The sequence below is a fragment of the Streptomyces sp. E11-3 genome (assembly GCF_046540415.1).
In the GTDB taxonomy this organism is placed as follows: Bacteria; Actinomycetota; Actinomycetes; order Streptomycetales; family Streptomycetaceae; genus Streptomyces.
This window is the reverse complement of the sequence record NZ_JAZGRL010000001.1, coordinates 2,128,543-2,154,759: the sequence shown is the minus strand read 5'-3', so window position 1 is coordinate 2,154,759 and position 26,217 is coordinate 2,128,543. Positions and strand designations below refer to the sequence as shown.

Sequence of the window (26,217 nt, the reverse complement as noted above, 5' to 3'; positions counted from 1 at the left end):
CCCGCACCGCCTCGCCCCCGCCGCGTCGCCGTGGGGCTACAGCCCCGGTTCTCGGGCGGGTGGGTGGGGAGTCCCGGCCGTAGGCCGGGTCCGGTCACAGCCGCGCAGCGGGTGGCGTGAGCCCGGTGCGGGGCGAGGACGAGTCCCGCGTCCGCCCGACCGGACGAGTCACGCGTCCGCCGGACCGGGCCAGCCTGCGCGGCGGGACTGGCCAGTGCGAGCGCAGGGATCGGCCAGCCCGCGTCGCGGGATCGGCGCAGAACGGGCAGCCCGATCGGCGTCGCGCCGGTTAACCGTTTCACGGGCATGGGGCCGGGCCCCATAGGATTGGGGCCAACACCATCACAGTCACCCCGTGAGGATCCGCATGCCTGGCATCACGCGCGAGGAGGTCGCCCACCTCGCACGGCTGGCGCGTCTGGAGCTGAAGGGCGAAGAGCTCGACCACTTCGCCGGCCAGCTCGACGACATCATCGGCGCGGTCGCCCGCGTCTCCGAGGTCGCCGACCAAGACGTACCGCCGACCTCCCACCCGCTGCCGCTGACCAACGTCATGCGCGCGGACGAGGTCCGTCCGTCGCTCACCCCCGAGCAGGCGCTCTCCGGCGCCCCGGCCCAGGAGCAGCAGCGTTTCAAGGTGCCGCAGATCCTGGGGGAGGACTAATCACCATGACGGACATGACAGATATGACGGACGGCAAGGCCGAGATCATCCGGCTCACAGCGGCCGAGATCGCCGCGAAGATCTCTTCCGGTGAGCTCACCGCCGTAGAGGTCACCGAGGCCCACCTGGCCCGGATCGACGCCGTCGACGAGAAGGTGCACGCCTTCCTGCACGTCGACCGCGAGGGCGCACTCGCGCAGGCCCGCGCCGTGGACGAGAAGCGCGCCAGGGGCGAGCAGCTCGGCCCGCTCGCCGGTGTGCCGCTCGCGCTCAAGGACATCTTCACCACCATGAACATGCCGACCACGGTCGGCTCGAAGATCCTTGAGGGCTGGGTCCCGCCGTACGACGCGACCCTCACCCAGAAGCTCAAGGCCGCCGACGTCGTCATCCTCGGCAAGACCAACATGGACGAGTTCGCCATGGGGTCCAGCACCGAGAACAGCGCGTACGGGCCGACCGGCAACCCCTGGGACCTCACCCGCATCCCCGGCGGCTCCGGCGGCGGCTCCAGCGCGTCGCTGGCCGCCTTCGAGGCCCCGCTCGCCATCGGCACCGACACCGGTGGTTCCATCCGCCAGCCCGCCGCCGTCACCGGCACGGTCGGCGTCAAGCCGACGTACGGCGGCGTCTCCCGCTACGGCATGGTGGCGTTCTCGTCCTCGCTCGACCAGGGCGGCCCCTGCGCCCGTACGGTCCTGGACGCGGCCCTGCTGCACGAGGCCATCGCCGGGCACGACCCGCTCGACTCCACCTCCATCGATGCCCCGGTCCCGCCGGTCGTCGAGGCGGCACGCAACGGCTCGGTCCAGGGCATGCGCGTCGGCATCGTCAAGCAGTTCCGCGGCGAGCACTACCAGGCCGGCGTGATGCAGCGCTTCGACGAGTCGGTCGCACTGCTCAAGGAGCTGGGCGCGGAGATCGTCGAGCTGGACTGCCCGTCCTTCGACCTCGCACTCTCCGCGTACTACCTGATCGCGCCCTCCGAGTGCTCGTCCAACCTGGCCCGCTTCGACGCCATGCGCTACGGCCTGCGGGTCGGCGACGACGGTACGAAGTCCGCCGAGGACGTCACCGCGCTCACCCGTGAGGCCGGCTTCGGCGACGAGGTCAAGCGCCGCATCATCCTCGGCACGTACGCGCTGAGCTCCGGCTACTACGACGCGTACTACGGCAGCGCCCAGAAGGTCCGCACCCTGATCACCCAGGACTTCGAGAAGGCCTTCGAGCAGGTCGACGTGGTGGTCAGCCCGACCACGCCGACCACCGCCTTCCCGATCGGCGAGCGCGCCGACGACCCGATGGCGATGTACCTCGCCGACCTGTGCACCATTCCGACCAACCTGGCGGGCAACGCCGCCATGTCGCTGCCCTGCGGCCTCGCGCCGGAGGACGGCCTCCCGGTCGGTCTGCAGATCATCGCCCCCGCCATGAAGGACGACCGGCTCTACAAGGTCGGGGCTGCTGTCGAGGCCGCATTCGTGGAAAAGTGGGGCCACCCGCTGCTAGAGGAGGCTCCGTCGCTGTGAGCACGCTGGCCAAGGCCAAGGGCTTCAAGAAGTCCAAGGCCGGTACGTATCTGTCCATCGGCACCACCGCGTTCGGCGCGATCAGCGTGATCAAGCAGGCCAAGAAGGCCCGCTTCGAGCACGACACGCTCCAGCTCGTCGACGCCGTTGTCTCCGCCGCCGCCATCGCCACCGGCATCGCTCTGCTCTACCGCGAGCTGAAGCGCCTCGGCGACGACGACGTCCTGCTGGGCTGAGAGGGAAAGTTTCACCGTGACTGTCACGACTGACCTGGCTTCGTACGAGGACGCCCTCGCGACGTACGACCCCGTCATGGGCCTTGAGGTCCACGTCGAGCTCGGCACCAAGACCAAGATGTTCTGCGGCTGCTCGACCGAGCTCGGCGCCGACGCCAACTCGCAGACCTGCCCGGTCTGCCTCGGCCTGCCCGGCTCCCTCCCGGTCGTCAACGCGATCGGCGTCGAGTCCGCCGTCAAGATCGGCCTCGCGCTGCACTGCGAGATCGCCGAATGGTGCCGCTTCGCCCGGAAGAACTACTTCTATCCGGACATGCCGAAGAACTTCCAGACCTCGCAGTACGACGAGCCGATCGCCTTCAACGGCTACCTGGACGTCCAGCTGGAGGACGGCGAGGTCTTCCGCGTGGAGATCGAGCGCGCCCACATGGAGGAGGACACCGGCAAGTCGACCCACGTCGGTGGCGCGACCGGCCGTATCCACGGCGCCTCGCACTCCCTCCTGGACTACAACCGCGCCGGCATCCCGCTGATCGAGATCGTCACCAAGCCGATCGAGGGCGCCGGCAAGCGCGCACCCGAGGTCGCCAAGGCGTACGTCGCCGAGCTGCGTGAGCTGATCAAGGCGCTCGGCGTGTCGGAAGCCCGGATGGAAATGGGCCAGATGCGCTGCGACGTCAACCTGTCGCTGCGCCCGAACGGCACCGAGACCTTCGGCACGCGCAGCGAGACGAAGAACGTCAACTCGCTGCGCAGCGTCGAGCGTGCGGCCCGCTACGAGATCCAGCGGCACGCCGCGGTCCTCAGCAGCGGCGGCACGATCGTCCAGGAGACCCGGCACTTCCACGAGGAAGACGGCTCCACCACGGCCGGCCGGATCAAGGACAACGCCGAGGACTACCGCTACTTCCCGGAGCCGGACCTGGTCCCGGTGGCCCCCGCGCGCGAGTGGGTCGAGGAGCTTCGCACGACGCTCCCCGAGCTGCCGCGGGTGCGCCGCAACCGGCTGCGCGAGGAGTGGGGCGTCTCCGAGCACGACATGCAGTCGATCCTCAACGCGGGCGCGGTCGACCTGATCGCCGCCACCATCGAGGAGGGCGCGGACGCCGCGTCCGCCCGCAAGTGGTGGATGGGCGAGCTGGCCCGCAGCGCCAACGAGTCGGGCCGCGCGCTGGACGAGCTGGCGATCACCCCGGCCCAGGTCGCCCGGGTCACCGCGCTGGTCACGGCGGGCGACCTGAACGACAAGCTGGCCCGCCAGGTCATCGACGGCGTGCTCAAGGGCGAGGGCGACCCGGACACCGTCGTCGAGAAGCGCGGCCTGAAGGTCGTCTCCGACGAGGGCGCGCTCACCGCGGCCGTGGACGAGGCGATCGCGGCCAACGCGGCGATCGCGGACAAGATCCGCAGCGGCAAGGTGGCCGCGGCCGGCGCCCTGGTCGGCGCGGTCATGAAGGCGACCCGCGGCCAGGCGGACGCGGCCCGCGTCAAGGAGCTGATCCTGGAGAAGCTCGGCGTCGAGGGCTGACGCCAGGCCTGATCCGCAAGGGGCGGGGCACCGGTTTGATCCGGCGCCCCGCCCCTGTGCGTGTGACCCTGTGAGGGTGGGTCGGGGGCATGGACTCTCGTACGCGTCCAGTTGGACGTTCCATTGTTGTCGCCTGGATGTGTTCCGCCCGCCGCCGAACGTCGTTAGCGTCCCGCCCGTCGCACCGGACGCCCCCGCCCCGGTGGACCGACGGACTCGGGAGGACCAAGTGGCCACGGACATCTCACGGCGGCGCACGCTCGCACTCGGTGGTGGCGCGCTCGGCGCCGCGGCGGCGGGCTCGCTGCTGCCGCCCTCGCTGCGGACGGCGCTGGCCGCGCCGCCGCCGACCGGTGGCCTGGACGCCATCGAGCACGTGGTGATCCTGATGCAGGAGAACCGTTCCTTCGACCACTACTTCGGTGCCCTGCGCGGTGTACGCGGCTTCGGCGACCGCAACGCCATCGAACTCCCCAGCGGCAAGCCGGTCTTCGAACAGCCCGCCCCGCTGGGCACCGTCCTGCCCTTCCCGGTACGCGACGCGGCCGAGGCGCAGCAGAAGGACCTGCAGTACATCGGGGCACTCGACCACTCCTGGGACGGCGGGGCCAAGGCCTGGAACAACGGCTGGATGGACGGCTGGATCACCGCCAAGACCGCGGCCACCATGGCGTACTACACGCGCGACGACATCCCGCTGCACTACGAACTCGCGGACACCTTCACCGTCTGCGACGCGTACCACTCGTCCATCCACACCTCGACCAGCCCCAACCGCAACCACCTGTGGAGCGGCAAGACGGGCTACGAGGCAGGCGGCGACCGCGCCGTCGGCAACAGCGCCTACGACGAGGACAGCCACCCCGGCTACGACTGGCCGACCTACCTCGAACGGCTGGAGCAGGCGGGCCGAAGCTGGCGCACGTACACGGAGTGGGAGAACTTCACCGACAACCAGGCGGAGTTCTTCACCTCGTTCAAGGCGATCGCCCGCAAGGTGCTGGCCAAGACCGAGCACACCTATATGGAGTCGTTCTACGCGACCGTACGGGCGGCCGGGTCCCCCGAGGAGCGCGACGCCCTGCTCGCCGTACTGGAGGAGGGCGTCGGCACGCTGACCGCGAGCGAGCGCTGCCTCTTCGAGCGGGCGCTGCGCCGCCTGCCCACGGGCACCCTCGCCGAGGAGTTCGGCAAGGACGTCGCGGCGGGCAAGCTGCCCGAGGTCTCGTATCTGGTGCCGTCCGCGCTGGACTCCGAGCACCCGAGTGTCTCGTCGCCGATCCACAGCGCCACCATCGTCTACAAGGTCCTGGACGCGCTCGCCTCGCACCCCGAGGTGTGGCGGCGCACCGCCGTCTTCATCTGTTACGACGAGAACGACGGCTTCTTCGACCACGTACCCCCGCCCGTACCGCCCGCCGACGAGAGCGAGGAGCGCTGGCAGGGGCGGCCCACAGGGCTCGGTATCCGGGTGCCGATGCTGGTCGTCTCGCCGTGGACGGTCGGCGGCTATGTCTCGTCGGAGGTCTTCGACCACACCTCGGTGATCCGCTTCCTGGAGCGGTGGACGGGCATCGAGGAGCCGGGCATCAGCGCCTGGCGCCGCAAGGTCACCGGCGACCTCACCGGCGCCTTCGACTTCACCCGCGGCCGCCCGCAGCCCGAGGTGGAGCGGCCGGGCGCGATACCGCCGTTCTCCGGGCGCTGGGCCCCGCAGCCGCCGTCGCGCCAGACGATGCCCGAGCAGGAACCAGGACACCGCCCCGCCCGGCCGCTGCCGTACCAGCCCGACGCGCAGGGGTCCGTCGACGCGTCGGGCAAGGTCTTCCGGCTCGCGCTGTCGAACACGGGGAGCTCCAGCGCACACTTCGCGCTCTATCCGTACGCGGGCGAGTACGCGGCCCCGCAGCACACCGATGTAAGGGGCGAGGCGCAGTGGGAGGTGCCCCTTGCATCGGGCTCGTACCGCTTCACGGTCACCGGGCCGAACGGCTTCCGGCGTGAGTTCGCCGGGAGTGTCGCGGCGGGGCCCGAGGTGGCCACCGACATCGATCCACGCGCGCGTAAGGTGCGTCTCACCCTGCGCAACGGCGGCACCGAGCCGGTCACCTTCACCCTGCGGCCGCTGGCGTACGCCGACTCCAAGCCCCGGAAGATCACCGTCCGGCCGGGCCGGAGCCGCACCGTCGCCCACCAGGCAGCCAAGGCACACGGCTGGTACGACCTGGAAGTCGTGAGCGACACGGACCAGACGTTCCGGCGGAGGCTGATGGGGCACATCGAGAACGGGCGGGCCAGTATCTCCGGCTGAGCGCGGTCTTGTGAAGAGAAACACGAAAAGGACAAACGATCTCTTCCTGCTGTAAAAGTGGGCTCTGAACGGGTACGAGCCGAGTACGAAACGGGCTGTTTCCCGCCACAGATCCACGATCACTCAGGGAGCAGCTTCGTGGCAGTCATCGCACGGTGGTGCATCAGGCACCGACTCGTCACCGTTCTGCTCTGGCTGCTCGCATTGGGGGGCGTCAGTGCCGCGGCCGGCATCGCCGGTTCCGCGTACTCGAACGACTACGAGGTCCCGGGCACCGACTCGGGCCGCGCCACCGAACTGCTGAAGTCCGGCTTCCCCGACCTCGGCGGCGACACCGGCACCATCGTCTGGCACACGGACCAGGGCACGGTGCGCGCCGCCGACGTCCAGCAGACGATGTCCAAGACCCTGGACAAGGTCGCCGAGCTGCCCGGCGTCGCCTCCGTCACCAGCCCGTACGGCGCGGCCGGCGAGTCCCAGATCAGCCAGGACCGGCACACCGCCTACGCCGCGCTCACCTTCGACAAGCCCGCCCACGAGGTCGACCCGGCGCACGCCGAGGCCGTCGTCGAGACCGCCAAGGCCGCCGAGGCGGACGGCCTCCAGGTGGAGCTCGGCGGCACCGCCATCGGGGTCACCGAGTCTCCGGGCGGGCATGTCGCGGAGATCGTCGGGGTCGCCGTGGCCGCCGTCGTCCTCTTCCTCGCCTTCGGATCGCTCGCGGCCAGCCTGCTGCCGATCGCCACCGCGCTGGTCAGCGTCGGCACCGCGTACGCGGGCACTGTACTGCTCGGCCACCTGATGACCGTCGCCGACTTCGCGCCCATGCTGGGCATGCTGATCGGCCTCGGTGTCGGCATCGACTACGCGCTGTTCATCGTGACGCGGCACCGGCGCGGCCTGAAACGCGGCCTCTCGGTGGACGAGGCGGCCGAGAACGCGGCCGCCACCACCGGGCGCGCGGTCGTCTTCGCGGGTGCCACCGTCTGTATCGCGCTGCTCGGCATGCTCATCCTGCGGCTCAGCTTCCTCAATGGTGTCGCGATCGCCGCCTCCCTCACCGTGGTCCTCACTGTCGCGGCTTCGGTGACGCTGCTGCCCGCCCTGCTCTCCTTCATCGGCACGCGCGCGCTGTCCCGCCGCGAACGCAAGCGGCTCGACGAGCATGGCCCGCAGCCCGAGCTGCCCACCGGCTTCGCGGCCCGCTGGTCGGCCTTCGTGGAACGTCGCCCCAAGCTGCTCGGCGTGCTTGCACTGCTGCTGATGGCGGCTCTCGCGCTGCCCACGCTCTCGCTGCGGCTCGGCACGTCCGACCAGGGCAACAACCCGACGAGCGCCACCACCCGACAGGCCTACGACCTGCTGGCCGACGGCTTCGGGCCCGGCGTGAACGGCCCGCTGACCGTGGTCGGCGAGGTCCACGGCCCGCAGGGCAGGCTCGCACTGGACCGGCTCGGCGACACCCTGCGGGGCACCGACGGGGTCGCCGCCGTCACCCCCGCGACCTACGACCAGAACGGCGAGATCGGCTTCCTGACCGTCGTCCCCGAATCGGCTCCGCAGTCGGCGGCCACCAGCGACCTGGTCAAGACGCTGCGCGACGACGTGCTGCCGAAGGCCGGGTCGGGCGCGTCAGGCTCGTCCGGCTCATCGGTCGAGGCGTACGTCGGTGGGATCACCGCGAGCTACGACGACTTCGCCGAGGTCATCGTCGGCAAGCTGCCGCTCTTCGTGGGCGTCGTGATCGGCCTCGGCTGCCTCCTGCTGCTGCTCGCGTTCCGGTCCATCGGCATCCCGCTCAAGGCCGCCGCGATGAACGTCGCCGCGGTCGCCTCCTCCTTCGGCGTGGTGGTCGCGATCTTCCAGTGGGGCTGGGGGAGTGAGCTGCTCGGCCTCGGCCGGGCCGGGCCGATCGAACCGTTCCTGCCGGTCATCATGGTGTCGGTGCTCTTCGGGCTCTCGATGGACTACCAGGTCTTCCTGGTCAGCCGGATGTACGAGGAGTGGCTGGAGACCGGCGACAACCGGCGGGCGGTACGGGTCGGCCTCGCCGAGACCAGCCGGGTGATCAACTCGGCGGCCGTGATCATGATTTCGGTCTTCCTGGCCTTTGTGCTCAGCGGCGACCGGGTCATCGCGATGTTCGGCATCGCGCTGGCGGCAGCGGTCGCCCTGGACGCGTTCGTGCTGCGTACGCTGCTGGTGCCCGCCCTGATGCATATGCTCGGCGGCGCCAACTGGTGGCTGCCCAAGTGGCTGGACCGGTGGCTGCCGAGGATCAGCATCGAGCCGCCGGAGTGTGGCGCGGTGGCGATTCCCGGTCAGCGGGCGGACGAGGCGGAGCAGCCGGTCGAGGTGGGCGCGTCCCGCTGAGGGGCCCGTTAAGACGGCTCTCAGGTCCGGCGCCCGGCGTGAAGGAAGCTCTCAGACAGGGCACCTAGCGTGCGGCGTATGACGACTGCGACGAACCAGGACAAGTCCCCCGGCGATAGCCGCACAGAAGCCGAGACCGAGGCCGAGGCCAAGACCGAGCTCGAAACCGCGAACGAGGCCGAGGCCGAGCCGGAGGTCGCGGCCGAAGCGGAACCGGATGCGGAACCGGAAGCCGAGCTCGACGACGCCACCGACACCCCTGAGGCTGCCGACACCCCCGACGCCGCCGAAGAGTCCGCCCAGGCCGACGACAAGCCCCGTACCGGAATCGGCCAGGGCGCGGCCGCGGTCGTCTCCGTGGGACTCGCCGTGGTGGCTCTCACCGGCAGCTGGGTCGGCACCGTGGCCGCCGCGCGCGCCACGCTGATCGGCCAGCTGGAGACCCAGCAGACCGCGAGCGTCGCGCAGCAGATCCAGGCGGTGTACGGGGACTCCTGGCAGCTCACCGCGCTGATCGGCGGCGCCTTCGCGCTGGCCGCGCTGACCGTGGGAGCCGTGGTGCTGGCCAGGCCCGCGTTCGGGGCCTCCGCGCGCGTACAGCTGCCCTGGACCAGGTCCGTGGCCTGCGCCGGAGTCGTCCTCGGCGTCCTGGGCCTGCTGCTGGCGATCGCCAAGTACTCGGGCCTCATCCTCGGCCTGCCGTCCGCCTCCTAGGTACCAGGCAAGCCGTGAGGCCTCTGGCAGCCGGGGCCTTAGGCCGCTCTAGGAGGGGTCCTAGGGCGGCCTAAGGCTCTGGTCCACTCGGAGATGGGGCGATCTCCCGATGTGGCGGCACCCCCTGGGAGGCGAAGGTGGAGTCATCGCAGAGAGCGATACGACAACCCACCAGGGGGAACGAGATGTTCGAGTACCGGCAGTACGAGATCCGCCAGGCCGAGCTGATCCGCGAGGCCGACGCCCAGCGGCTGGCCAACCAGGTCCGGCGGCCCCGCCGTGCCGCGGGCGGTTCAGCCGAGCACGACCCGGAGGGGCGGGTGAGCGACCGGTCCTGGCGCGCCCGCTTCGCCCGCGCCGCGTGAACCTGCCCCAGGCGGGCCCGCTCTACGCGGGCCCGCCTGACGCCGGTCCGCCGCGACCAGCCCCACCCGCGCCGAAACCGAGTGCCGTTCTGTCAGACCCCTGTGCGATGCTCGGCGGTGTGGAGATCAGGTCCCTCAGTCCCGTGTTCGTCGGCCGCGCCAGTGAGCTGACCGCCTTGAACGATGCGCTCGTCCGCGCCGCCGCGGGCGAGCCGCAGGCGTTGCTCGTCGGCGGCGAGGCCGGGGTCGGCAAGACCCGCCTCATCGAGGAGTTCTCCGCCGGAGCCTGCCGGGACGACGCCGTCGTGGCGCTCGGCGGCTGCGTCGAAATAGGCGCCGAGGGACTGCCGTTCGCCCCCTTCTCCACCGCCCTGCGCTCCCTGCTCAGGCAGCTGCCCGACGAGCTGGCCGCCGCGGCCGACGGGCAGGAGGAGGAACTGGCCAGGCTGCTGCCCGAGATCGGCGAAGCCAGCCGCGGGCCGTACGGCCGATCGGGCCCGAGCGACGAAGAGGGCACCGCACGCCTCTTCGAGCTCACCGCGCGCCTCCTGGAGCGGATCGCCGCGCAGCGCACCGTCGTTCTCGTCATCGAGGACCTGCACTGGGCCGACGCCTCGACCCGCCACCTGCTCTCCTACCTCTTCCGCACCCTGCGCCGTGGCCGTCTCGTCGTGATCGCCACCTATCGCGCGGACGACATCCACCGCCGCCATCCGCTGCGCCCCCTGCTCGCCGAGCTGGACCGGCTGCGTACCGTCCGGCGCGTCGAACTGTCCCGCTTCACTCCGCTGGAAGTCCGCCGCCAACTGGCCGGAATCCTCGCCGCCGAGCCCGAACAGTCCCTGGTGGACCAGGTCTTCGAGCGCTCCGACGGCAACGCCTTCTTCGTGGAGGAGCTGGCCGCCGCCCAGAGCGGTGGCTGCGCCACAGGTCTGCCCGACACCCTGCGCGACCTCCTGCTCGTCCGGGTCGAGGCGCTGCCCGAGCACGCCCAGCGGGTCGCCCGGCTCGTCGCCGAAGGCGGCTCCACGGTCGAGTACGCGCTGCTGGCAGCGGTGGCGGGCCTCGGCGAGGACGACCTGATCGAGGCCCTGCGGTCAGCGGTCGGCGCCAACATCCTGCTGGCCAGCGCCGACGGCGACGGATACCGCTTCCGGCACTCCCTGGTGCGCGAGGCCGTCAGCGACGACCTGCTGCCCGGCGAACGCTCCCGGCTGAACCGCCGCTACGCCGAGGCCCTCCAGGCGGACCCCTCGCTGATACGCGCCGACGAGCGCGCCCCCCGCCTCGCCAGCTACTGGTACCACGCCCATGACGCGGCCCAGGCCCTGCCCGCCGTGCTGCGCGCCTCCGTCGAGGCACGGCGCCGCCATGCGCACTCCGAGCAACTGCGCATGCTGGAGCGCGCGATGGAGCTGTGGGACGACGCGCCCGAGGAGGTACGGGACGAGCTGCGCCCGGCGGACTACGCCGAGGCGTATCCGCCCTGCGGCTGCGATCCGGAGACCACACCGCTGGGTTACCTGGATCTGATGGCCGAGGCCACGGTCGCGGGGCGGCTCTGCGGCGAGCGGGAGCGCGCCCTGAAGATCGCCAAGCAGGCTCTGCGCCTCCTGGACGACGCCAACGACCCGCTGCGATCGGCGTGGTTCTGGGTACAGCGTTCATGGCTGTGCTCCGCGCTGGGCCGCAGCGACGGCTGGAAGGAGATCGCCGCCGCGCAGGAACTGGTGCGCGGGCTGCCCCCGTCCGACGTACACGCCGAGGTGCTGTCCGTCGTCGCCGCCTGGGGCATGCTGCACGAGCCCGGAGCGGAGAGTCTGGAGGCGGCCGAGCGCGCCGTCGAGTACGCGCACATGCTGGGGGCCGAGCGCATCGAACTGCACGCCAGGCTCACCTACGGCGGCATCCTGGTCGACGCCGGAGAGATCGAGGCCGGACTCGCGGAGATGGACGAGGTCAGGAAGCGCGTAGTCGATCAGGGACTGACCTCGCAGATCGGCCGCTCGCACATCAACCTCGCGTCCGAGCTGGAAGGGATCGGCCGCTCCGACGAAGCCGTGGCCGTCGCCACCAGGGGCATTGAACTCTCCCGTAAGTACAGGCTGTTGGACGCCCAGAGCTGGGCTCTGGGCAACATGGCCGAGTCGCTGTACTCGCTCGGCCGCTTCGATGAGTGCGCCGACACCGCGCGGCAGGCCCGTCGTAAGTCCATCAGCCGCCAGCCGCGCGGCATGGCGTCCGGTCTCCTCGCGAACCTGGCGCTGGCCCGAGGAGACCTGGCCACGGCGGTCGCGGAGTTCGAGGCGTGGCAGGAGCACTTCAGCCGTCACGACCCCGTACCGCAGCACGCGATCCCGCTCGCATCACTCGACATGGCCATCGCCGCGGCCCAGGGACGCTTCCTCGACGCCCGGGAAGGTATGGCCAAGGCGGCCCAGGACGGGCTTCCTCCCGGCTCGCGGCGCTACATCTGGCCGCTCCTGCTGGTCGCCGCCCAAGCGGAGGCCGCCGCCCGCGGACTGCCCGCGGCCGAACCCGGCCGCGCCGAGGCCATCGAACGCATCCGGGCCGCGGCCAAGCCCCTGGCGACCCTGGTGCCGCTCTGGAAGGGCTACGAGCGCTGGGTCCGCGCCGAACTGCTGCGCGCCGAGGGGCGCGACACGGTCGCCGACTGGGACGAGGTGCTCGACGTCCTCCAGACTCTGAAGCGCCCCTACGACCTGGCCCAGGTGCAACACCGCCTCGCCGAGGCCCTCCTGTCGGCCGCGCCGGACGACGCCGGGCGCCAGCGGGCCGCCCAACTCCTCGGCCGGGCCCGTGAGGTGGCCGACGCGCTCGGTGCCCGCCCGCTCGCCGAGGACGTCATCCAGCTCGCCCAGCGCGCCCGGCTCACCCTGACCGGCGCGGAGCCGTCGGTCCCCGCGCCCGCCCAGGCCCCCGAAGACCCCGCCCAGTCGCTCGGCCTCACCAGCCGGGAGCGGGACGTACTCAGCCTGGTCGCGGTCGGCCGCAGCAACCGCCAGATCGCCGAGGAGCTCTTCATCTCACCGAAGACGGCGAGCGTCCACGTCTCCAACATCCTCGCCAAACTCGGCGTCTCCGGCCGAGGCGAGGCGGCCGCCCTGGCCCACCGCCTGCGCCTGTTCCCCGCCGAAACGGAGCGAGCCCAGGCCTGACCCCCGCCCGCCAGCCGGACGGGAACCCCGCCCGCCCGTCAGCCGGACAGGAACCCCAGCCGGACGGGAACCCCGCCCGCCCGTCAGCCGGACAGGAACCCCACCCGCCCGTCAGAGCCTCAGTCGGAGTCCTGGGCGGGCAGCCGTATCACGACCTTGCCCGAGGTGAGGTCTATCGGGCCCTTCCCCGGATCGTTGTCGTTCAGGTCGACGCGAGTCATCTCAAGCCGCTTGCGTTCCGCGTTGGTGTGCTTGCGTCCCGGAGCGAAGATCTCCTCCATCAGGTTGAACATCGCGCTACTTCACCTCCAGTCGCAGAATCCGGTCGTCGCCTTCCCCCGGCGTGCCCCGTCCGTCCGTCTCGTTGGTGACCAGCCAGAGCTTGCCGCGGCCCGCCGACTCCACCGTGCGCAGTCGGCCGTACTCGTCTGAGAGGAAGGCCTCAGGCTTCGCCACCGGGTCGGTGCCGTCCAGCGGGATGCGCCAGAGCTTCTGCCCGCGCAGCCCCGCCATCCAGATCGACCCCTCGGCCCAGGTGATGCCGCTCGGCGAGGCCTCGAACGTCTTCCACTGCGCGACCGGACCGGTGAACCCGCCCTCACCCTCACCGTCGCCGTTCGCCCCGCCCTCGACCTCGGGCCAGCCGTAGTTCTTCCCCGCCTCGATCAGATTCAGCTCGTCCCAGGTGTCCTGGCCGAACTCGGCCGCCCACAGCCGCTTGTCCTTGTCCCAGGCGAGGCCCTGCACATTGCGGTGGCCGTACGAATACACCACCGAGTCGGCCTCCGGATTCCCGTCGGCGGGCTGCCCGTCCGGGGTCATCCGCAGGATCTTGCCGCCCAGCGACGTCTTGTCCTGCGCCAGGTCCGGGTCGCCGGTCTCGCCCGTTCCGGCGTAGAGCATCTTGTCGGGGCCGAAGGCGATCCGCCCGCCGTTGTGGTTCACGCCCTTGGGGATGCCCCTGAGGACCGTGGAGGGCGCGCCCAGCTGCCTGCCGACGGGCTTCTTCTCGTCGTACCGCATCCGGGCGATGCGGTTGTCCGACGCGGTGGTGAAGTACGCGTACACCATGCGGTCCGAGGCATACGACGGCGAGAGCGCCAGGCCCATCAGACCGCCCTCGCCTGCGGGCTCCACGCCGGACACCGAGCCGATCACGGTCTTCTTGCCGCTGTCCCCGTCGACCCGGGTGATGGTCCCCTCGTCCCGCGAGGAGACGAGCAGATCGCCGCCGGGCAGCGGGGCCAGTCCCCAGGGCGACTCCAGGTCCTCGGTCACGGTGTCCACGACCTTCACCGACCCCTTGGCGGGTGGCGCCTGGGCCGCGTCGCCCGACCGCGACGGGCCGCCGGGCGTCGAGTTCTCGCCCTGCCCCGGGAACACCGGCCCCTCGTCGCTGCCCGATGAGCAGCCCGCCACCAGGAGCAGCGCGGCGGCGGCCCCTACGGCTGTCACAGCACGACGTCGCACGATTCTGGTCCCTTCGGCGGTGACTGTTGTCCCTCTCACTCTTCTTACACCGCAGCCGCCTCAAAGGTTCCCGATCACGGCAAGAGGGACACGCCAGGAGAGGCGAGGTCAGTCCCACGACCCCTGCGCCGGCGGCAGCTCCGCGATCTCCGTCAGATCCGCCGCGGTCAGTCTCAGCGACGCGGCCCGCGCGTTCTCCACCGCCCACCGCTCCCGCTTGGCCCCGGGCACCGGCACCACCTGCCGCCCCCGCGTCAGCACCCAGGCGAGCGCCACCTGCGCCGGGGTCACCTCGGGCCCGTGCCGCCCGGCGACCCGCCGCAACCCGGCCACCACCGGCTGGTTCGCGGCCATCATCTCGGACGTGAACCGCGGATGCCGGGCCCGTACGTCATCGGGCTCGAAGCCCTGCCCGGGCGTCAGCGTCCCGGTCAGAAAGCCGTTGCCCAGCGGCATGGCCGCCAGGAAGCCGACCCCGCGCGCCTGGCACCACGGCAGCAGCGCGTCCAGCGCCTCCGGTGACCACACCGACAGCTCGGCCTCGACCGCACTCACCGGGAAGACCTGCTGCACCCGCTCCAGCTGCCGGATCGTTCCGTCATGCAGCGCCGCCCCGGCTCTGCGGCCCGCACGTGCCCCCACCGCACACAGCCCGAGCGCGCGCACCTTGCCCGCCGTGACCAGCTCCGCCATCGCGCCCCAGGTCTCCTCGACGGGCACCTCGGGGTCGGCCCGGTGCAGCTGGTACAGGTCGATCACATCCGTCTGCAGCCGCCGCAGCGAGGCGTCACAGGCCCGCTTCACATATCCGGGGCGGCCGTTGGCCACGATGTGCTGCTCACCCACGAGCAGCCCGCACTTGGTCGACACGAAGGCGTCCGCGCGCCGGTCCCGCAGCACCCGGCCGATCAGCAGCTCATTGGTGAACGGCCCGTACATGTCCGCCGTGTCCAGCAGGTTCACGCCCGCGTCGAGTGCGGCGTGCACGGTACGCAGCGACTCTTCCCCGCGCTGCCGCGAGCCGGTGTACGCCCAGCTCATCGGCATGCATCCGAGCCCGATCGCGCCCACCTCAAGCGCCCCCGCGCCGATCGTCCTGCCCTCCACCTGCCCGTGCCCTCCCCGACCTTGCCCGAGCCCCCAAACTAACCTCTGGCGCCGGACCGGCCGCGCACGGCCTCCTGACCACGGCCTCCTGACCACGGCCTCCTGACCACGGCCTCCTGACCACGGCCTCCCGGCCATTAGCCTCCTGACCATGAACGACATGAAGGGTATGAAGGACATGAGCGAGGAGATCTGGCTCCCGCTGCCCGCCGACGAGATCCCCGGACTGCCCCAGGGGCCCACCTACCGCCACTGGGACGGCGGCCCGGACTTCCCCGCGGACCCGGCCGCTTGCGGCTTCTACGCCGTCCCCTATATGAAGTCCACCGAGGTCTCCATCCGCCCGCTGGCGGCGATGACGTCGCTCCGTGTCGTCCAGACCCTGACGGCGGGCATCGACCATGTGCAGCCCGGACTCGGTCTGCTGCGCCCCGGCGTGCGGCTGTGCAACGCCAAGGGGGTGCACGAGGCCTCCACCGCCGAGCTCGCGCTGACGCTGATCCTCGCCTCACTGCGCGATATCCCGGGGTTCGTGCGCGGGCAGCAGCGCGAGGAGTGGCGCTCCGGCTTCTATCCGGCGCTCGCCGACAAGTCCGTACTGATCGTCGGGTACGGGTCCATCGGCGCCGCCATCGAGGACCGGCTCGCCCCCTTCGAATGCGCGCGGGTGGCGCGCGTCGCGCGCTCCGCCCGCACCACGGAGCGCGGCCCCGTACACCCGCTCTCCGAACTGCCCGCGCTGCTCCCCGAAGCCGACGTCGTGATCCTCTCCACGCCGCTCACCGAGACCACCAAAGGCCTGGCGAACGCGGCCTTCCTGGCCCGGATGAAGGACGACGCCCTGCTGGTGAACGTCGCCCGCGGCCCCGTCGTGGACACCAAGGCCCTCATCGCCGAACTGGAGACCGGGCGCATCAGGGCCGCCGTCGATGTCACCGACCCGGAACCGCTGCCCGCGGGTCACCCCCTGTGGCATGCTCCGAACCTCCTCATCAGCCCGCATGTGGGCGGCAGTTCCTCCGCCTTCCTGCCGCGCGCCAAGCGGCTGCTCGCGCGACAGGTGGCGCGGTACGCGGCCGGGGAGCCGCTGGACAACGTCGTACTCACCACCGGATAGCGGTCGCTTCGCACAGGCTTCGCACACGCTCGGCGATCGCCCATATGCACCAAGTGCCCGCATCGTCGCTGGTCGTCACGGAGAGTAGAGAGGCTATGTCCCTGAGTGACGAGACTGGTGTATCGTCCCGACTGGGGCAGCGCCGCGCGGAGTTCGGCGCAGGGGAGATATCGGACAGCGAGGGGGGCGACGGGCGATGCACGGCCTATGGACGAACCATCCGACGCGGCGGGGACGCCGTCGACGACCCTCGCGCGCCCTGTCGACCAGACACCGGCGCGGGACCACCCGCAGGACCTGCCAGATCAGGGCGGCCAGGACCTGCCAGATCCGGGCGGCTCGGTGAGTACCCCCGGTGTGTGGCCGACCGTCGGCGCCGCCTCCGGGGGCGGCCGGACGACGGGCCTGGTGCCGCAACTGGTGCTCGCCATCGTGTGCGCGGGCTACGCCACGGGCTCCGCCCTCGGCTGGGGATCCGAGCGACTCGCCCTCGTCATGGGGGACTTCGGACTGAGCCTCGCCGCCGCGACAGCCGCCGTCTCCTGCTTCCTTTACGCCCGCACCCGGCAGAGCCGCTTTCGACCCGCCTGGCTGCTGTTCGCACTCTCCTCGGCGATGGCGGCCATCGGGAACGCCGTCTGGGGCTGGTACGAGGTCGTACTGCGCACCCCGGTGCCCACGCCCAGCCTGGCCGACCTCTTCTTCCTGTGCTTCGCGCCGCCCGCCATCGTCGGCCTGCTGGTGCTGGCCAAGCGGCCCGTCACCCGCGCCGGGTGGGTCTGCCTGGCGCTGGACTCCTGGCTGATCGGCGGCTCGCTGCTGACCCTGTCCTGGAGCCTGGCGCTCGCGCACACCGCGGAGTTCGGCGACCGCAGCGTGCCCCAGGCCGCGCTCTCGCTGGCCTATCCGCTCCTTGACATCGTGCTGGTCAGCATGGTGCTCGTCCTGCACTTCCGGCGTACGTCCGCGAACCGCTCGGCGATCAACACCGCGATCGCCGCACTCGCGCTGACCGTCCTGTGCGACACCCTGTTCACCTCGCCGCTGCTGCGGGAGACCTACCGCTCGGGTGAGATCCTGGACGCCGGCTGGTTCGCGGGCTCCCTGCTCCTGGCGTACGCCCCCTGGGTGACCCCACGACCGGGCAGCGCGGGGTACGCCTACGCGCAGGACACCGCGTACGCGCAGGACACCGCGTACGCCCAGGACACCGCGTACGCCCAGGACACCGCGTTCGCGCGGAGCGCCGAGCAGGCCGACGAGCACTGGGCGAGCATGGTGCGGCGCGGCGGCCAGGTCACCCGCCCCATCGGCGGCTCGATCGCCGCGCTCACCCCGTATCTGGCCGCGGCCGTCTGCACGTTGGGCATCCTGAACAACGTACTCAACGGCCGCAGCGTCGACCGGGTCGTCCTGGTCACCGCCTGCACGGTGGTGCTCGCGCTGGTCGTACGGCAGGCGATCATGCTCCTGGACAACATCTCGCTCACCCAGGAACTGGCCCAGAAGGAGAACCACTTCCGCTCCCTGGTGCAGGGGTCGAGCGACGTCATCATGATCGCCGCGCCGAGCGGCATCCTGCGGTACGTCAGCCCGGCCGCCGCCGGAGTCTGGGGCCGGGACGCGGACGAACTGGTCGGCACCGAACTGGCCATGCTGATCCACCCGGAGGACCTCGGCCGGGTGGCGCACGAGATCCGTAGATTCCTGGCCGCCCGGCCGCTGGACGAGCCCACGACCCGTATCGAATGCCGCTTCAAGTCCGGCTCCGGCGACTGGCTCAACGTCGAGTCGACCGTCAACCGCCACCAAGGCGGTCTGATCTTCAACAGTCGGGACGTCACCGAACGCGTCCGCCTGCAGGCCCAGTTGCAGCACAACGCCGAGCACGACCCGCTCACCGACCTGCCCAACCGCGCGCTGTTCACCAAGCGCGTCTCACAGGCGCTCGGCGGCCGCCGCAACAGCGACCGGGGCACCGCCGTGCTCTTCATCGACCTCGACGGCTTCAAGGCCGTCAACGACACCATCGGCCACCAGGCAGGCGACGAACTCCTGGTGCAGGCGGCACGGAGACTGGCCGATTCCGTACGGTCAGGGGACACCGCGGCCCGTCTCGGCGGTGACGAGTTCGCCGCCCTCATCCTCGGCGACGGCACCCGCGACCGCACCGCGCGTGAGTTCCACATCCACGAGCTGGCCGACCGGCTGCGGCTCGCCCTCTCCGAGCCGTACGTCATCGACGGGAACGACGTACGGGTGGCCGCCTCCATCGGCGTCGCCTTCGCCGAGCCCGGCGTCACCGCGGGCGAACTGCTGCGCAACGCCGACCTCGCGATGTACCGCGCCAAGGCCGCGGGCAAGGGCCGTGTCGTGCTGTACGCCCCCCAGATGCAGGCCGAAGTGGTGCGCAAGTCGGAACTGGCGAGCCGGTTGCGCTCCGCACTGCACGACGGCGAGTTCGCCCTGCTGCACCAGCCCGTGGTCTCGCTGGACACCGGCCGGATCACCGCGGTCTGCGCGCAGGCCCGCTGGCGCTCGGCCCAGGGCATCCTGTTCACCCCCGCCGAGTTCCTGCGCGTCTCCGAGTCCGAGCCCGCCGCCGCGGGCGACCGCTCCCCGGAGCTCGGCCGCTGGATGCTCGAAGAGGCCGTCGAGCAGGCCGCCGAGCGCGCGCGCAACGGGCTCGCCGTCCCGGTCGCGGTCCGGATGAGCGCCCACCGCCTGCTGGACCGCTCCATGCCGCTCGGCTCCATCGAGGCACTCCTCACCCGCCACGGGCTTCCTTCCGGCGCCCTCGTCATCGAGCTCGCCGACAGTGACCCCCGAGGCTCCCTGGACGACCTCGAGCGCCGCCTGACCGCGCTGCGCAGACTCGGTGTGCGGATCGCGCTCGACGGCTTCGGCAGCGGACACGCGGCGATCACCGCGCTGCGCCGGCTCCCCGTCGACGTACTCAAACTGGACCGCTCCCTGGTCGAGGGCGTGGTGGAGTCGGCCCGTCTGCACAAGATCACCAGTGGGTTGCTGCGGATCGCCGCCGACCTCGGGCTGCGCTCCGTCGCGGACGGCGTCGACCTGCCCGAGCAGGTGGTCGCGCTGCGCGCCATGGGCTGTTCGCACGGCCAGGGCATGGCGTTCTCCGGGCCGCTGGACGAGTACCGGCTGCGCCGCGTGCTGACCGGGGGGCACTACTCCCTTCCGCATGGCCCGATCGAGCCGGTGCGGGTCCGCGGCCCGATCGGCGGCGGCGGCCGGCACGGCACCAAGAACGGCAGCAACGGCCAGGTCAACGGCTCAGGCAACGGCGCGGCCAACGGCTCGGTCCAGGTCATCGGCGGCACGATCAGTCGCTCACATAATGAGACGGCCGTCCCACCCACTTGACAGTCCTAGGGCCTCGGAGGGAGGGTCAATGTCATGCGCACCCGAATTCTCGTACTTGGAAAGCGCGTCGGCTGAAGCCGAGTTGTGAAGACTCGGCGAACGCACCGACGCGCTCCCCTCGCTTGCCTCCGGGCACGGGGGGTTTTTTGTTGCACTGGCACCGCACATACCCTCGCAAATCACCCTTAGCTTCGAGAAGAGAATGCCGATGACCGAGCAGGCCACCGGGGCCCACCATCCGCAGCCGCGGCCCCGTTCCGGAGGACAGCAGTCCGCCCCCGTCGAGAACGTCACGGGTGCGCAGTCCCTCATTCGTTCTCTCGAGGAAGTCGGCGCCGAGACGGTATTCGGCATCCCCGGCGGCGCCATCATGCCCGCGTACGACCCGCTGATGGACTCGAGCAAGGTCCGGCACGTCCTGGTCCGCCACGAGCAGGGTGCGGGCCACGCCGCCACCGGCTACGCCCAGGCCACCGGCAAGGTCGGCGTCTGCATGGCGACGAGCGGCCCCGGCGCCACCAACCTGGTCACCCCGATCGCCGACGCGCACATGGACTCCGTGCCGCTGGTCGCGATCACCGGCCAGGTCGCCTCCAAGGCGATCGGCACGGACGCCTTCCAGGAGGCGGACATCTGCGGCATCACCATGCCGATCACCAAGCACAACTTCCTGGTCACCAAGGCCGAGGACATCCCGCGGACCATCTCCGAGGCCTTCCACATCGCCTCCACGGGCCGCCCGGGCCCGGTCCTGGTCGACATCGCCAAGGACGCCCTGCAGGCCCGCACCACCTTCAGCTGGCCGCCCACCCACGACCTGCCCGGCTACCGCCCGGTCACCAAGCCGCACGCCAAGCAGATCCGGGAAGCCGCCAAGCTGATCGGCCAGGCCAAGCGCCCGGTCCTCTACGTCGGCGGCGGCGTCCTCAAGGCCGGCGCGACCGCCGAGCTGAAGGTCCTGGCGGAGCTCACCCACGCCCCCGTCACCACCACCCTGATGGCCCTGGGCGCCTTCCCCGACAGCCACCCCCTGCACGTCGGCATGCCCGGCATGCACGGCGCGGTCACCGCCGTCACCGCGCTGCAGAAGGCGGACCTGCTGATCGCGCTGGGTACCCGCTTCGACGACCGCGTCACCGGCAAGCTGGACAGCTTCGCCCCGTACGCGAAGGTCATCCACGCCGACATCGACCCGGCTGAGATCGGCAAGAACCGTGCGGTCGACGTGCCGATCGTCGGCGACGCCCGCGAGGTCATCGCCGACCTGGTGCAGGCCGTCCAGGCCGAGCACACCGAAGGGGCCGTCGGCGAGGCGGCGGCCGACGGCTACGCGGCCTGGTGGCAGGACCTCAACCGCTGGCGCGAGACCTACCCGCTCAGCTACGACCTGCCCGACGACGGCAGCCTGGCCCCGCAGCAGGTCATCGAGCGCATCGGCAAGCTCGCCCCCGAAGGCACGATCTTCGCCGCGGGCGTCGGCCAGCACCAGATGTGGGCCGCCCACTTCATCGACTACGAGCGGCCCGCGACCTGGCTCAACTCCGGCGGCGCCGGAACGATGGGCTACGCGGTCCCGGCCGCGATGGGCGCCAAGGCGGGCAAGCCGGAGGCCCCGGTCTGGGCGATCGACGGCGACGGCTGCTTCCAGATGACCAACCAGGAACTGGTCACCTGCGCGCTCAACAACATCCCGATCAAGGTCGCGATCATCAACAACGGCGCCCTCGGCATGGTCCGCCAGTGGCAGAACCTGTTCTACGACGGCCGGTACTCCAACACCGTGCTGCACGCCGAGGACACCGGCCACGACGACCCCGGCTCCCAGGTCGGCGCCAGCGGCAGCACCCGCAAGGGCACCCGCGTCCCGGACTTCGTGAAGCTGTCCGAGGCCATGGGCTGTGTCGCGATGCGCTGTGAGGACCCGGCCGACCTCGACACGGTGATCGCCAAGGCCAACGCCATCAACGACCGACCCGTCGTGGTCGACTTCATCGTCCACGAGGACGCCCAGGTGTGGCCGATGGTCGCCGCCGGCACCTCCAACGACGAGGTCATGGCCGCCCGGGGCGTCCGCCCCGACTTCGGCGACAACGAAGACGACTGAGAGAGCCGAGAGAGAGCTTCAAGCCCATGTCCAAGCACACACTCTCCGTCCTGGTCGAGAACACGCCCGGCATCCTGGCCCGGATCGCCGCCCTGTTCTCCCGCCGCGGCTTCAACATCGACTCGCTCGCCGTCGGCGTCACCGAGCACCCCGACATCTCCCGCATCACCATCGTGGTGCAGGTCGAAGACCTGCCGCTGGAGCAGGTCACCAAGCAGCTCAACAAGCTCGTCAACGTCCTGAAGATCGTCGAACTCGAAGACGGCGCGGCCGTCGCGCGTGAACTCGTTCTGGTGAAGGTGCGCGCCGACAACGAGACCCGCTCCCAGATCATCGAGATCGTCCAGCTCTTCCGCGCCAAGACCGTGGACGTCTCGCCCGAGGCAGTCACGATCGAGGCAACAGGATCGAGCGACAAGCTGGAGGCGATGCTCAAGATGCTGGAACCCTTCGGCATCAAGGAACTCGTCCAGTCCGGCACGATCGCCATCGGCCGCGGCGCGCGCTCCATCACGGACCGCAGCCTGCGCGCCCTCGACCGCTCGGCCTGACCCCCCCGGGCCGTGGGTGGCCCGTCAGCCACCTGCGGCCCACATCCCGAGACTGACCGTCAAGGCACCCCCCGTCCCCACGTACTGTGTGGGCAACCCGGCATCCGCTGCCGCCATCACCAAGGAGAGACCTCAAGTGGCCGAGCTGTTCTACGACGACGACGCAGACCTGTCCATCATCCAGGGCCGCAAGGTCGCGGTCATCGGTTACGGCAGCCAGGGCCACGCCCACGCGCTGTCCCTGCGTGACTCGGGCGTCGACGTCCGCGTCGGTCTGCACGAGGGCTCCAAGTCCAAGGCCAAGGCCGAGGAGCAGGGCCTGCGCGTGGTGACCCCCGCCGAGGCGTCCGCCGAGGCCGACGTCATCATGATCCTGGTCCCGGACCCGATCCAGGCCCAGGTGTACGAGGAGTCCATCGCCCCGAACCTGAAGGACGGCGACGCCCTCTTCTTCGGCCACGGCCTCAACATCCGCTTCGGCTTCATCAAGCCCCCGGCCGGTGTCGACGTCGCCATGGTCGCCCCCAAGGGCCCGGGCCACCTGGTCCGCCGCCAGTACGAGGAAGGCCGCGGCGTCCCGTGCATCGCGGCCGTCGAGCAGGACGCGTCGGGCAACGGCTTCGCGCTCGCGCTGTCGTACGCCAAGGCGATCGGCGGCACCCGCGCCGGCGTCATCAAGACGACCTTCACCGAGGAGACCGAGACCGACCTCTTCGGCGAGCAGGCCGTCCTCTGCGGCGGTACGGCGGCGCTGGTCAAGGCGGGCTTCGAGACCCTGACCGAGGCCGGCTACCAGCCGGAGATCGCGTACTTCGAGTGCCTGCACGAGCTGAAGCTCATCGTGGACCTCATGTACGAGGGCGGCCTGGAGAAGATGCGCTGGTCGATCTCCGAGACCGCCGAGTGGGGCGACTACGTCACCGGCCCGCGGATCATCACCGACGCCACCAAGGCCGAGATGAAGAAGGTCCTCGCCGAGATCCAGGACGGCACCTTCGCCAAGAACTGGATGGCCGAGTACCACAACGGCCTGCCCAAGTACAACGAGTACAAGAAGCAGGACGAGAACCACCTCCTGGAGACCACTGGCAAGGAGCTGCGCAAGCTCATGAGCTGGGTCGACAACGACGAGGCCTGAGGCTGACGCGCGCGGGGCCGGACCGGTGGTCCGGCCCCGCCGCACGCCTTCGGACATGGTGGTCAATCGCCATTGGACACCCCGTCCAACCACGGATGGGTGATCCTTCCGCCGAGGCGGAAAACTCGCCGCGCGGCGGCACTAGACTGCACACCACATACGCGTCAGGCCCACAGCGTCGTGCGTCTTCCACGCGGCTTGCCCCTCCACCGCCTGCGGCCGTCGGGACGGCCGTCCGCAATGGACTTGTGAGGACACACGTGAGCTCGAACCCTGCCAAACCTGTCGTACTCATCGCTGAAGAGCTGTCGCCCGCCACAGTGGACGCGCTGGGTCCGGACTTCGAGATCCGGCACTGCAGCGGAGCCGACCGCGCCGAGCTGCTGCCCGCCATCGCCGACGTCGACGCGATCCTGGTCCGCTCCGCGACCAAGGTCGACGCCGAGGCGATCGCCGCCGCGAAGAAGCTGAAGGTCGTCGCCCGCGCCGGGGTCGGCCTGGACAACGTCGACGTCTCCGCCGCCACCAAGGCCGGTGTGATGGTCGTCAACGCCCCGACGTCCAACATCGTCACCGCCGCCGAGCTCGCCTGCGGTCTGCTCATCGCGACCGCGCGGAACATCCCGCAGGCCAACACCGCGCTCAAGAACAGCGAGTGGAAGCGCTCCAAGTACACCGGCGTCGAGCTCAGCGAGAAGACCCTCGGCGTGGTCGGCCTCGGCCGGATCGGCGTCCTGGTCGCCCAGCGGATGTCCGCGTTCGGCATGAAGGTCGTCGCGTACGACCCGTACGTACAGCCCGCGCGTGCCGCGCAGATGGGCGTGAAGCTGCTGACCCTCGACGAGCTGCTCGAGGTCTCCGACTTCATCACCGTGCACCTGCCCAAGACCCCCGAGACCCTCGGTCTCATCGGCGACGAGGCGCTGCACAAGGTCAAGCCGACCGTCCGCATCGTCAACGCCGCGCGCGGTGGCATCGTCGACGAGGAGGCGCTGTTCTCCGCCCTCAAGGAGGGCCGGGTCGCCGGCGCCGGCCTGGACGTCTACGCCAAGGAGCCGTGCACCGACTCCCCGCTCTTCCAGTTCGACCAGGTCGTCTGCACCCCGCACCTCGGTGCCTCCACGGACGAGGCGCAGGAGAAGGCCGGTATCGCGGTCGCCAAGTCGGTGCGGCTCGCGCTCGCCGGTGAACTGGTGCCGGACGCGGTCAACGTCCAGGGCGGCGTCATCGCCGAGGACGTACGGCCCGGCCTGCCGCTGGCCGAGAAGCTCGGCCGGATCTACACCGCGCTCGCCGGCGAGGTCGCGGTGCGGCTCGACGTCGAGGTGTACGGCGAGATCACCCAGCACGACGTCAAGGTGCTCGAACTCAGCGCGCTCAAGGGCGTGTTCGAGGACGTCGTCGACGAGACGGTGTCGTACGTCAACGCTCCGCTGTTCGCCCAGGAGCGCGGCGTCGAGGTCCGCCTGACCACCAGCTCGGAGTCCCCCGACCACCGCAACGTGGTCACCGTGCGCGGCACGCTCACCGGCGGCGAGGAGATCGCGGTCTCCGGCACGCTGGCCGGGCCCAAGCACCTGCAGAAGATCGTCGCGATCGGCGAGCACGACATCGACCTGGCGCTCGCCGACCACATGGTCGTCCTGCGGTACGCGGACCGTCCGGGCGTCGTCGGCACGGTCGGCCGGGTGCTCGGCGAGGCCGGTCTGAACATCGGCGGCATGCAGGTCTCCCGCGCGGACGTCGGCGGCGAGGCCCTCGCGGTGCTCACGGTCGACGACACGGTCCCGACCGGGGTGCTCGCGGAGCTGGCCGAGGAGATCGGCGCGACCTCGGCGCGCTCGGTCAACCTGACGGACTGACCGTTCGTACGTCGACGGGGCCCGGCCGCTGTGAAGTGGCCGGGCCCCGTCGCGTGTGTCCGGGGACCGTCACCCCAGACGGGCCCGCTTCAACGCCATGTGCAGCAGCAGCCGGTCCTGGCCGTCGTCCAGGTCGAGGCCGGTGAGCTGCTCCACCCGCGAGAGGCGGTAGTACAGCGTCTGGCGGTGGATGCCGAGCGCCGCCGCGGTGCGGCCCGCCTGGCCCGCGTGGTCGAGGAACACCTCCGCGGTGCGGGCGATCTCGGCGTGTGCGGGGGAGAGCAGTGCCCGTACGCAGGAGTCGTGCGCGGCGTCGGCGGGCAGCGCGGTGAGGAGGCGGTACGGGCCGATGGCCGCCCACTCGGCCACCGGCCCGAGCCCGGGCTGCGCGAGCGCGCTGCGAGCGGCCGCGACGGCCTGCGCCCAGGCGGTCGGCAGGTCCGCGAGCCCTCGCAGCGGCCCCCCGATCCCAGCGGCGACACCACCACCGGCCCCGGCTCCGGCCCCGGCTCCGGCCTTGGCCCCGGCTCCGGCTCCGGCCCCGGCTCCGGCCTTGGCCCCGCCCCCGGCTCCGGCCCCGGC

19 protein-coding genes are annotated in these 26,217 nt (G+C 71.1%); 15 read left to right on the top strand and 4 right to left on the bottom strand.

Features of this window, described 5'->3' with window-relative positions; genetic code table 11:
• The first annotated feature begins 367 nt into the window (after nt 1-367).
• From gatC to U9R90_RS09590, 9 genes are all read left to right on the top strand, one after another.
• Entirely contained in the window at nt 368-664 is a 297-nt protein-coding gene (gene gatC / locus U9R90_RS09630) for an Asp-tRNA(Asn)/Glu-tRNA(Gln) amidotransferase subunit GatC (RefSeq protein WP_015036350.1), read from the top strand.
• Nucleotides 665-687: 23 nt separating this feature from the next.
• Complete coding sequence (gene gatA / locus U9R90_RS09625) at nt 688-2,193, top strand: Asp-tRNA(Asn)/Glu-tRNA(Gln) amidotransferase subunit GatA (protein WP_411057695.1); 1,506 nt, start codon at nt 688-690, stop codon at nt 2,191-2,193.
• Nucleotides 2,190-2,429, top strand: coding sequence for a hypothetical protein (locus U9R90_RS09620; protein WP_411055971.1), 240 nt, complete (start codon nt 2,190-2,192; stop codon nt 2,427-2,429). Before gatA ends, U9R90_RS09620 begins: the two co-directional genes overlap by 4 nt.
• Before the next feature lie 16 nt (nt 2,430-2,445).
• Entirely contained in the window at nt 2,446-3,957 is a 1,512-nt protein-coding gene (gatB, locus tag U9R90_RS09615) for an Asp-tRNA(Asn)/Glu-tRNA(Gln) amidotransferase subunit GatB (RefSeq protein WP_411055970.1), read from the top strand.
• A gap of 229 nt (nt 3,958-4,186) precedes the next feature.
• Nucleotides 4,187-6,268, top strand: coding sequence for a phosphocholine-specific phospholipase C (locus U9R90_RS09610; RefSeq protein ID WP_411055969.1), 2,082 nt, complete (start codon nt 4,187-4,189; stop codon nt 6,266-6,268).
• Nucleotides 6,269-6,406: 138 nt separating this feature from the next.
• On the top strand, nt 6,407-8,641 hold the full coding sequence (locus U9R90_RS09605; RefSeq protein WP_411055968.1) for an MMPL family transporter: 2,235 nt from the start codon (nt 6,407-6,409) through the stop codon (nt 8,639-8,641).
• A gap of 78 nt (nt 8,642-8,719) precedes the next feature.
• On the top strand, nt 8,720-9,355 hold the full coding sequence (locus U9R90_RS09600) for a hypothetical protein (protein WP_411055967.1): 636 nt from the start codon (nt 8,720-8,722) through the stop codon (nt 9,353-9,355).
• A 185-nt stretch (nt 9,356-9,540) separates the two neighbouring features.
• Entirely contained in the window at nt 9,541-9,720 is a 180-nt protein-coding gene (locus U9R90_RS09595) for a hypothetical protein (protein ID WP_411055966.1), read from the top strand.
• A 107-nt stretch (nt 9,721-9,827) separates the two neighbouring features.
• Entirely contained in the window at nt 9,828-12,899 is a 3,072-nt protein-coding gene (locus U9R90_RS09590; protein WP_411055965.1) for a helix-turn-helix transcriptional regulator, read from the top strand.
• Nucleotides 12,900-13,018: 119 nt separating this feature from the next.
• On the opposite strand, the gene U9R90_RS09585 is transcribed toward U9R90_RS09590, so the two are convergent.
• From U9R90_RS09585 to U9R90_RS09575, 3 genes are all read right to left on the bottom strand, one after another.
• Nucleotides 13,019-13,192 carry a DUF6191 domain-containing protein gene (locus tag U9R90_RS09585; RefSeq protein WP_411055964.1) on the bottom strand — a complete coding sequence of 58 codons (174 nt, stop codon included), beginning with the start codon at nt 13,190-13,192 and terminating at the stop codon, nt 13,019-13,021.
• A 4-nt stretch (nt 13,193-13,196) separates the two neighbouring features.
• On the bottom strand, nt 13,197-14,354 hold the full coding sequence (locus U9R90_RS09580; protein ID WP_411055963.1) for a PQQ-dependent sugar dehydrogenase: 1,158 nt from the start codon (nt 14,352-14,354) through the stop codon (nt 13,197-13,199).
• A 123-nt stretch (nt 14,355-14,477) separates the two neighbouring features.
• A complete protein-coding gene (locus U9R90_RS09575; protein WP_411055962.1) occupies nt 14,478-15,476 on the bottom strand; it encodes an aldo/keto reductase in 999 nt (332 codons plus the stop codon).
• A gap of 178 nt (nt 15,477-15,654) precedes the next feature.
• Between U9R90_RS09575 and U9R90_RS09570 the strand changes: the two genes are divergently transcribed.
• The 6 genes from U9R90_RS09570 to serA all read left to right on the top strand — a co-directional run bounded on the left by U9R90_RS09570 (nt 15,655) and on the right by serA (nt 25,635).
• Complete coding sequence (locus tag U9R90_RS09570) at nt 15,655-16,593, top strand: 2-hydroxyacid dehydrogenase (RefSeq protein WP_411057694.1); 939 nt, start codon at nt 15,655-15,657, stop codon at nt 16,591-16,593.
• A 207-nt stretch (nt 16,594-16,800) separates the two neighbouring features.
• Nucleotides 16,801-19,980: a putative bifunctional diguanylate cyclase/phosphodiesterase gene (locus U9R90_RS09565; RefSeq protein WP_411055961.1), complete on the top strand. Its 3,180-nt coding sequence runs from the start codon at nt 16,801-16,803 to the stop codon at nt 19,978-19,980.
• 202 nt (nt 19,981-20,182) lie between these two features.
• Complete coding sequence (locus U9R90_RS09560; RefSeq protein ID WP_411055960.1) at nt 20,183-22,084, top strand: acetolactate synthase large subunit; 1,902 nt, start codon at nt 20,183-20,185, stop codon at nt 22,082-22,084.
• A gap of 26 nt (nt 22,085-22,110) precedes the next feature.
• On the top strand, nt 22,111-22,635 hold the full coding sequence (gene ilvN / locus U9R90_RS09555; RefSeq protein WP_411055959.1) for an acetolactate synthase small subunit: 525 nt from the start codon (nt 22,111-22,113) through the stop codon (nt 22,633-22,635).
• Nucleotides 22,636-22,771: 136 nt separating this feature from the next.
• On the top strand, nt 22,772-23,773 hold the full coding sequence (gene ilvC / locus U9R90_RS09550; RefSeq protein ID WP_411055958.1) for a ketol-acid reductoisomerase: 1,002 nt from the start codon (nt 22,772-22,774) through the stop codon (nt 23,771-23,773).
• 260 nt (nt 23,774-24,033) lie between these two features.
• Nucleotides 24,034-25,635 (top strand): phosphoglycerate dehydrogenase, encoded by a 1,602-nt coding sequence (serA, locus tag U9R90_RS09545; protein WP_411055957.1) that lies wholly within the window; start codon nt 24,034-24,036, stop codon nt 25,633-25,635.
• Between the two features lie 69 nt (nt 25,636-25,704).
• Here the strand turns inward: serA and U9R90_RS09540 are convergent.
• On the bottom strand, nt 25,705-26,217 hold a 513-nt coding region (locus tag U9R90_RS09540; RefSeq protein ID WP_411055956.1), incomplete at its 5' end, for a PucR family transcriptional regulator.

Coding starts and splice junctions, on each gene's coding strand:
- gatC (WP_015036350.1), top strand. CDS start 368: ATGCCTGGCATCACGCGCGAGGAGGTCGCCCACCTCGCACGGCTGGCG.
- gatA (WP_411057695.1), top strand. CDS start 688: ATGACGGACGGCAAGGCCGAGATCATCCGGCTCACAGCGGCCGAGATC.
- U9R90_RS09600 (WP_411055967.1), top strand. CDS start 8,720: ATGACGACTGCGACGAACCAGGACAAGTCCCCCGGCGATAGCCGCACA.
- U9R90_RS09595 (WP_411055966.1), top strand. CDS start 9,541: ATGTTCGAGTACCGGCAGTACGAGATCCGCCAGGCCGAGCTGATCCGC.
- U9R90_RS09590 (WP_411055965.1), top strand. CDS start 9,828: ATGCTCGGCGGTGTGGAGATCAGGTCCCTCAGTCCCGTGTTCGTCGGC.
- U9R90_RS09585 (WP_411055964.1), bottom strand. CDS start 13,192: ATGTTCAACCTGATGGAGGAGATCTTCGCTCCGGGACGCAAGCACACC.
- U9R90_RS09570 (WP_411057694.1), top strand. CDS start 15,655: ATGAGCGAGGAGATCTGGCTCCCGCTGCCCGCCGACGAGATCCCCGGA.
- U9R90_RS09565 (WP_411055961.1), top strand. CDS start 16,801: ATGGACGAACCATCCGACGCGGCGGGGACGCCGTCGACGACCCTCGCG.
- U9R90_RS09560 (WP_411055960.1), top strand. CDS start 20,183: ATGCCGATGACCGAGCAGGCCACCGGGGCCCACCATCCGCAGCCGCGG.
- ilvN (WP_411055959.1), top strand. CDS start 22,111: ATGTCCAAGCACACACTCTCCGTCCTGGTCGAGAACACGCCCGGCATC.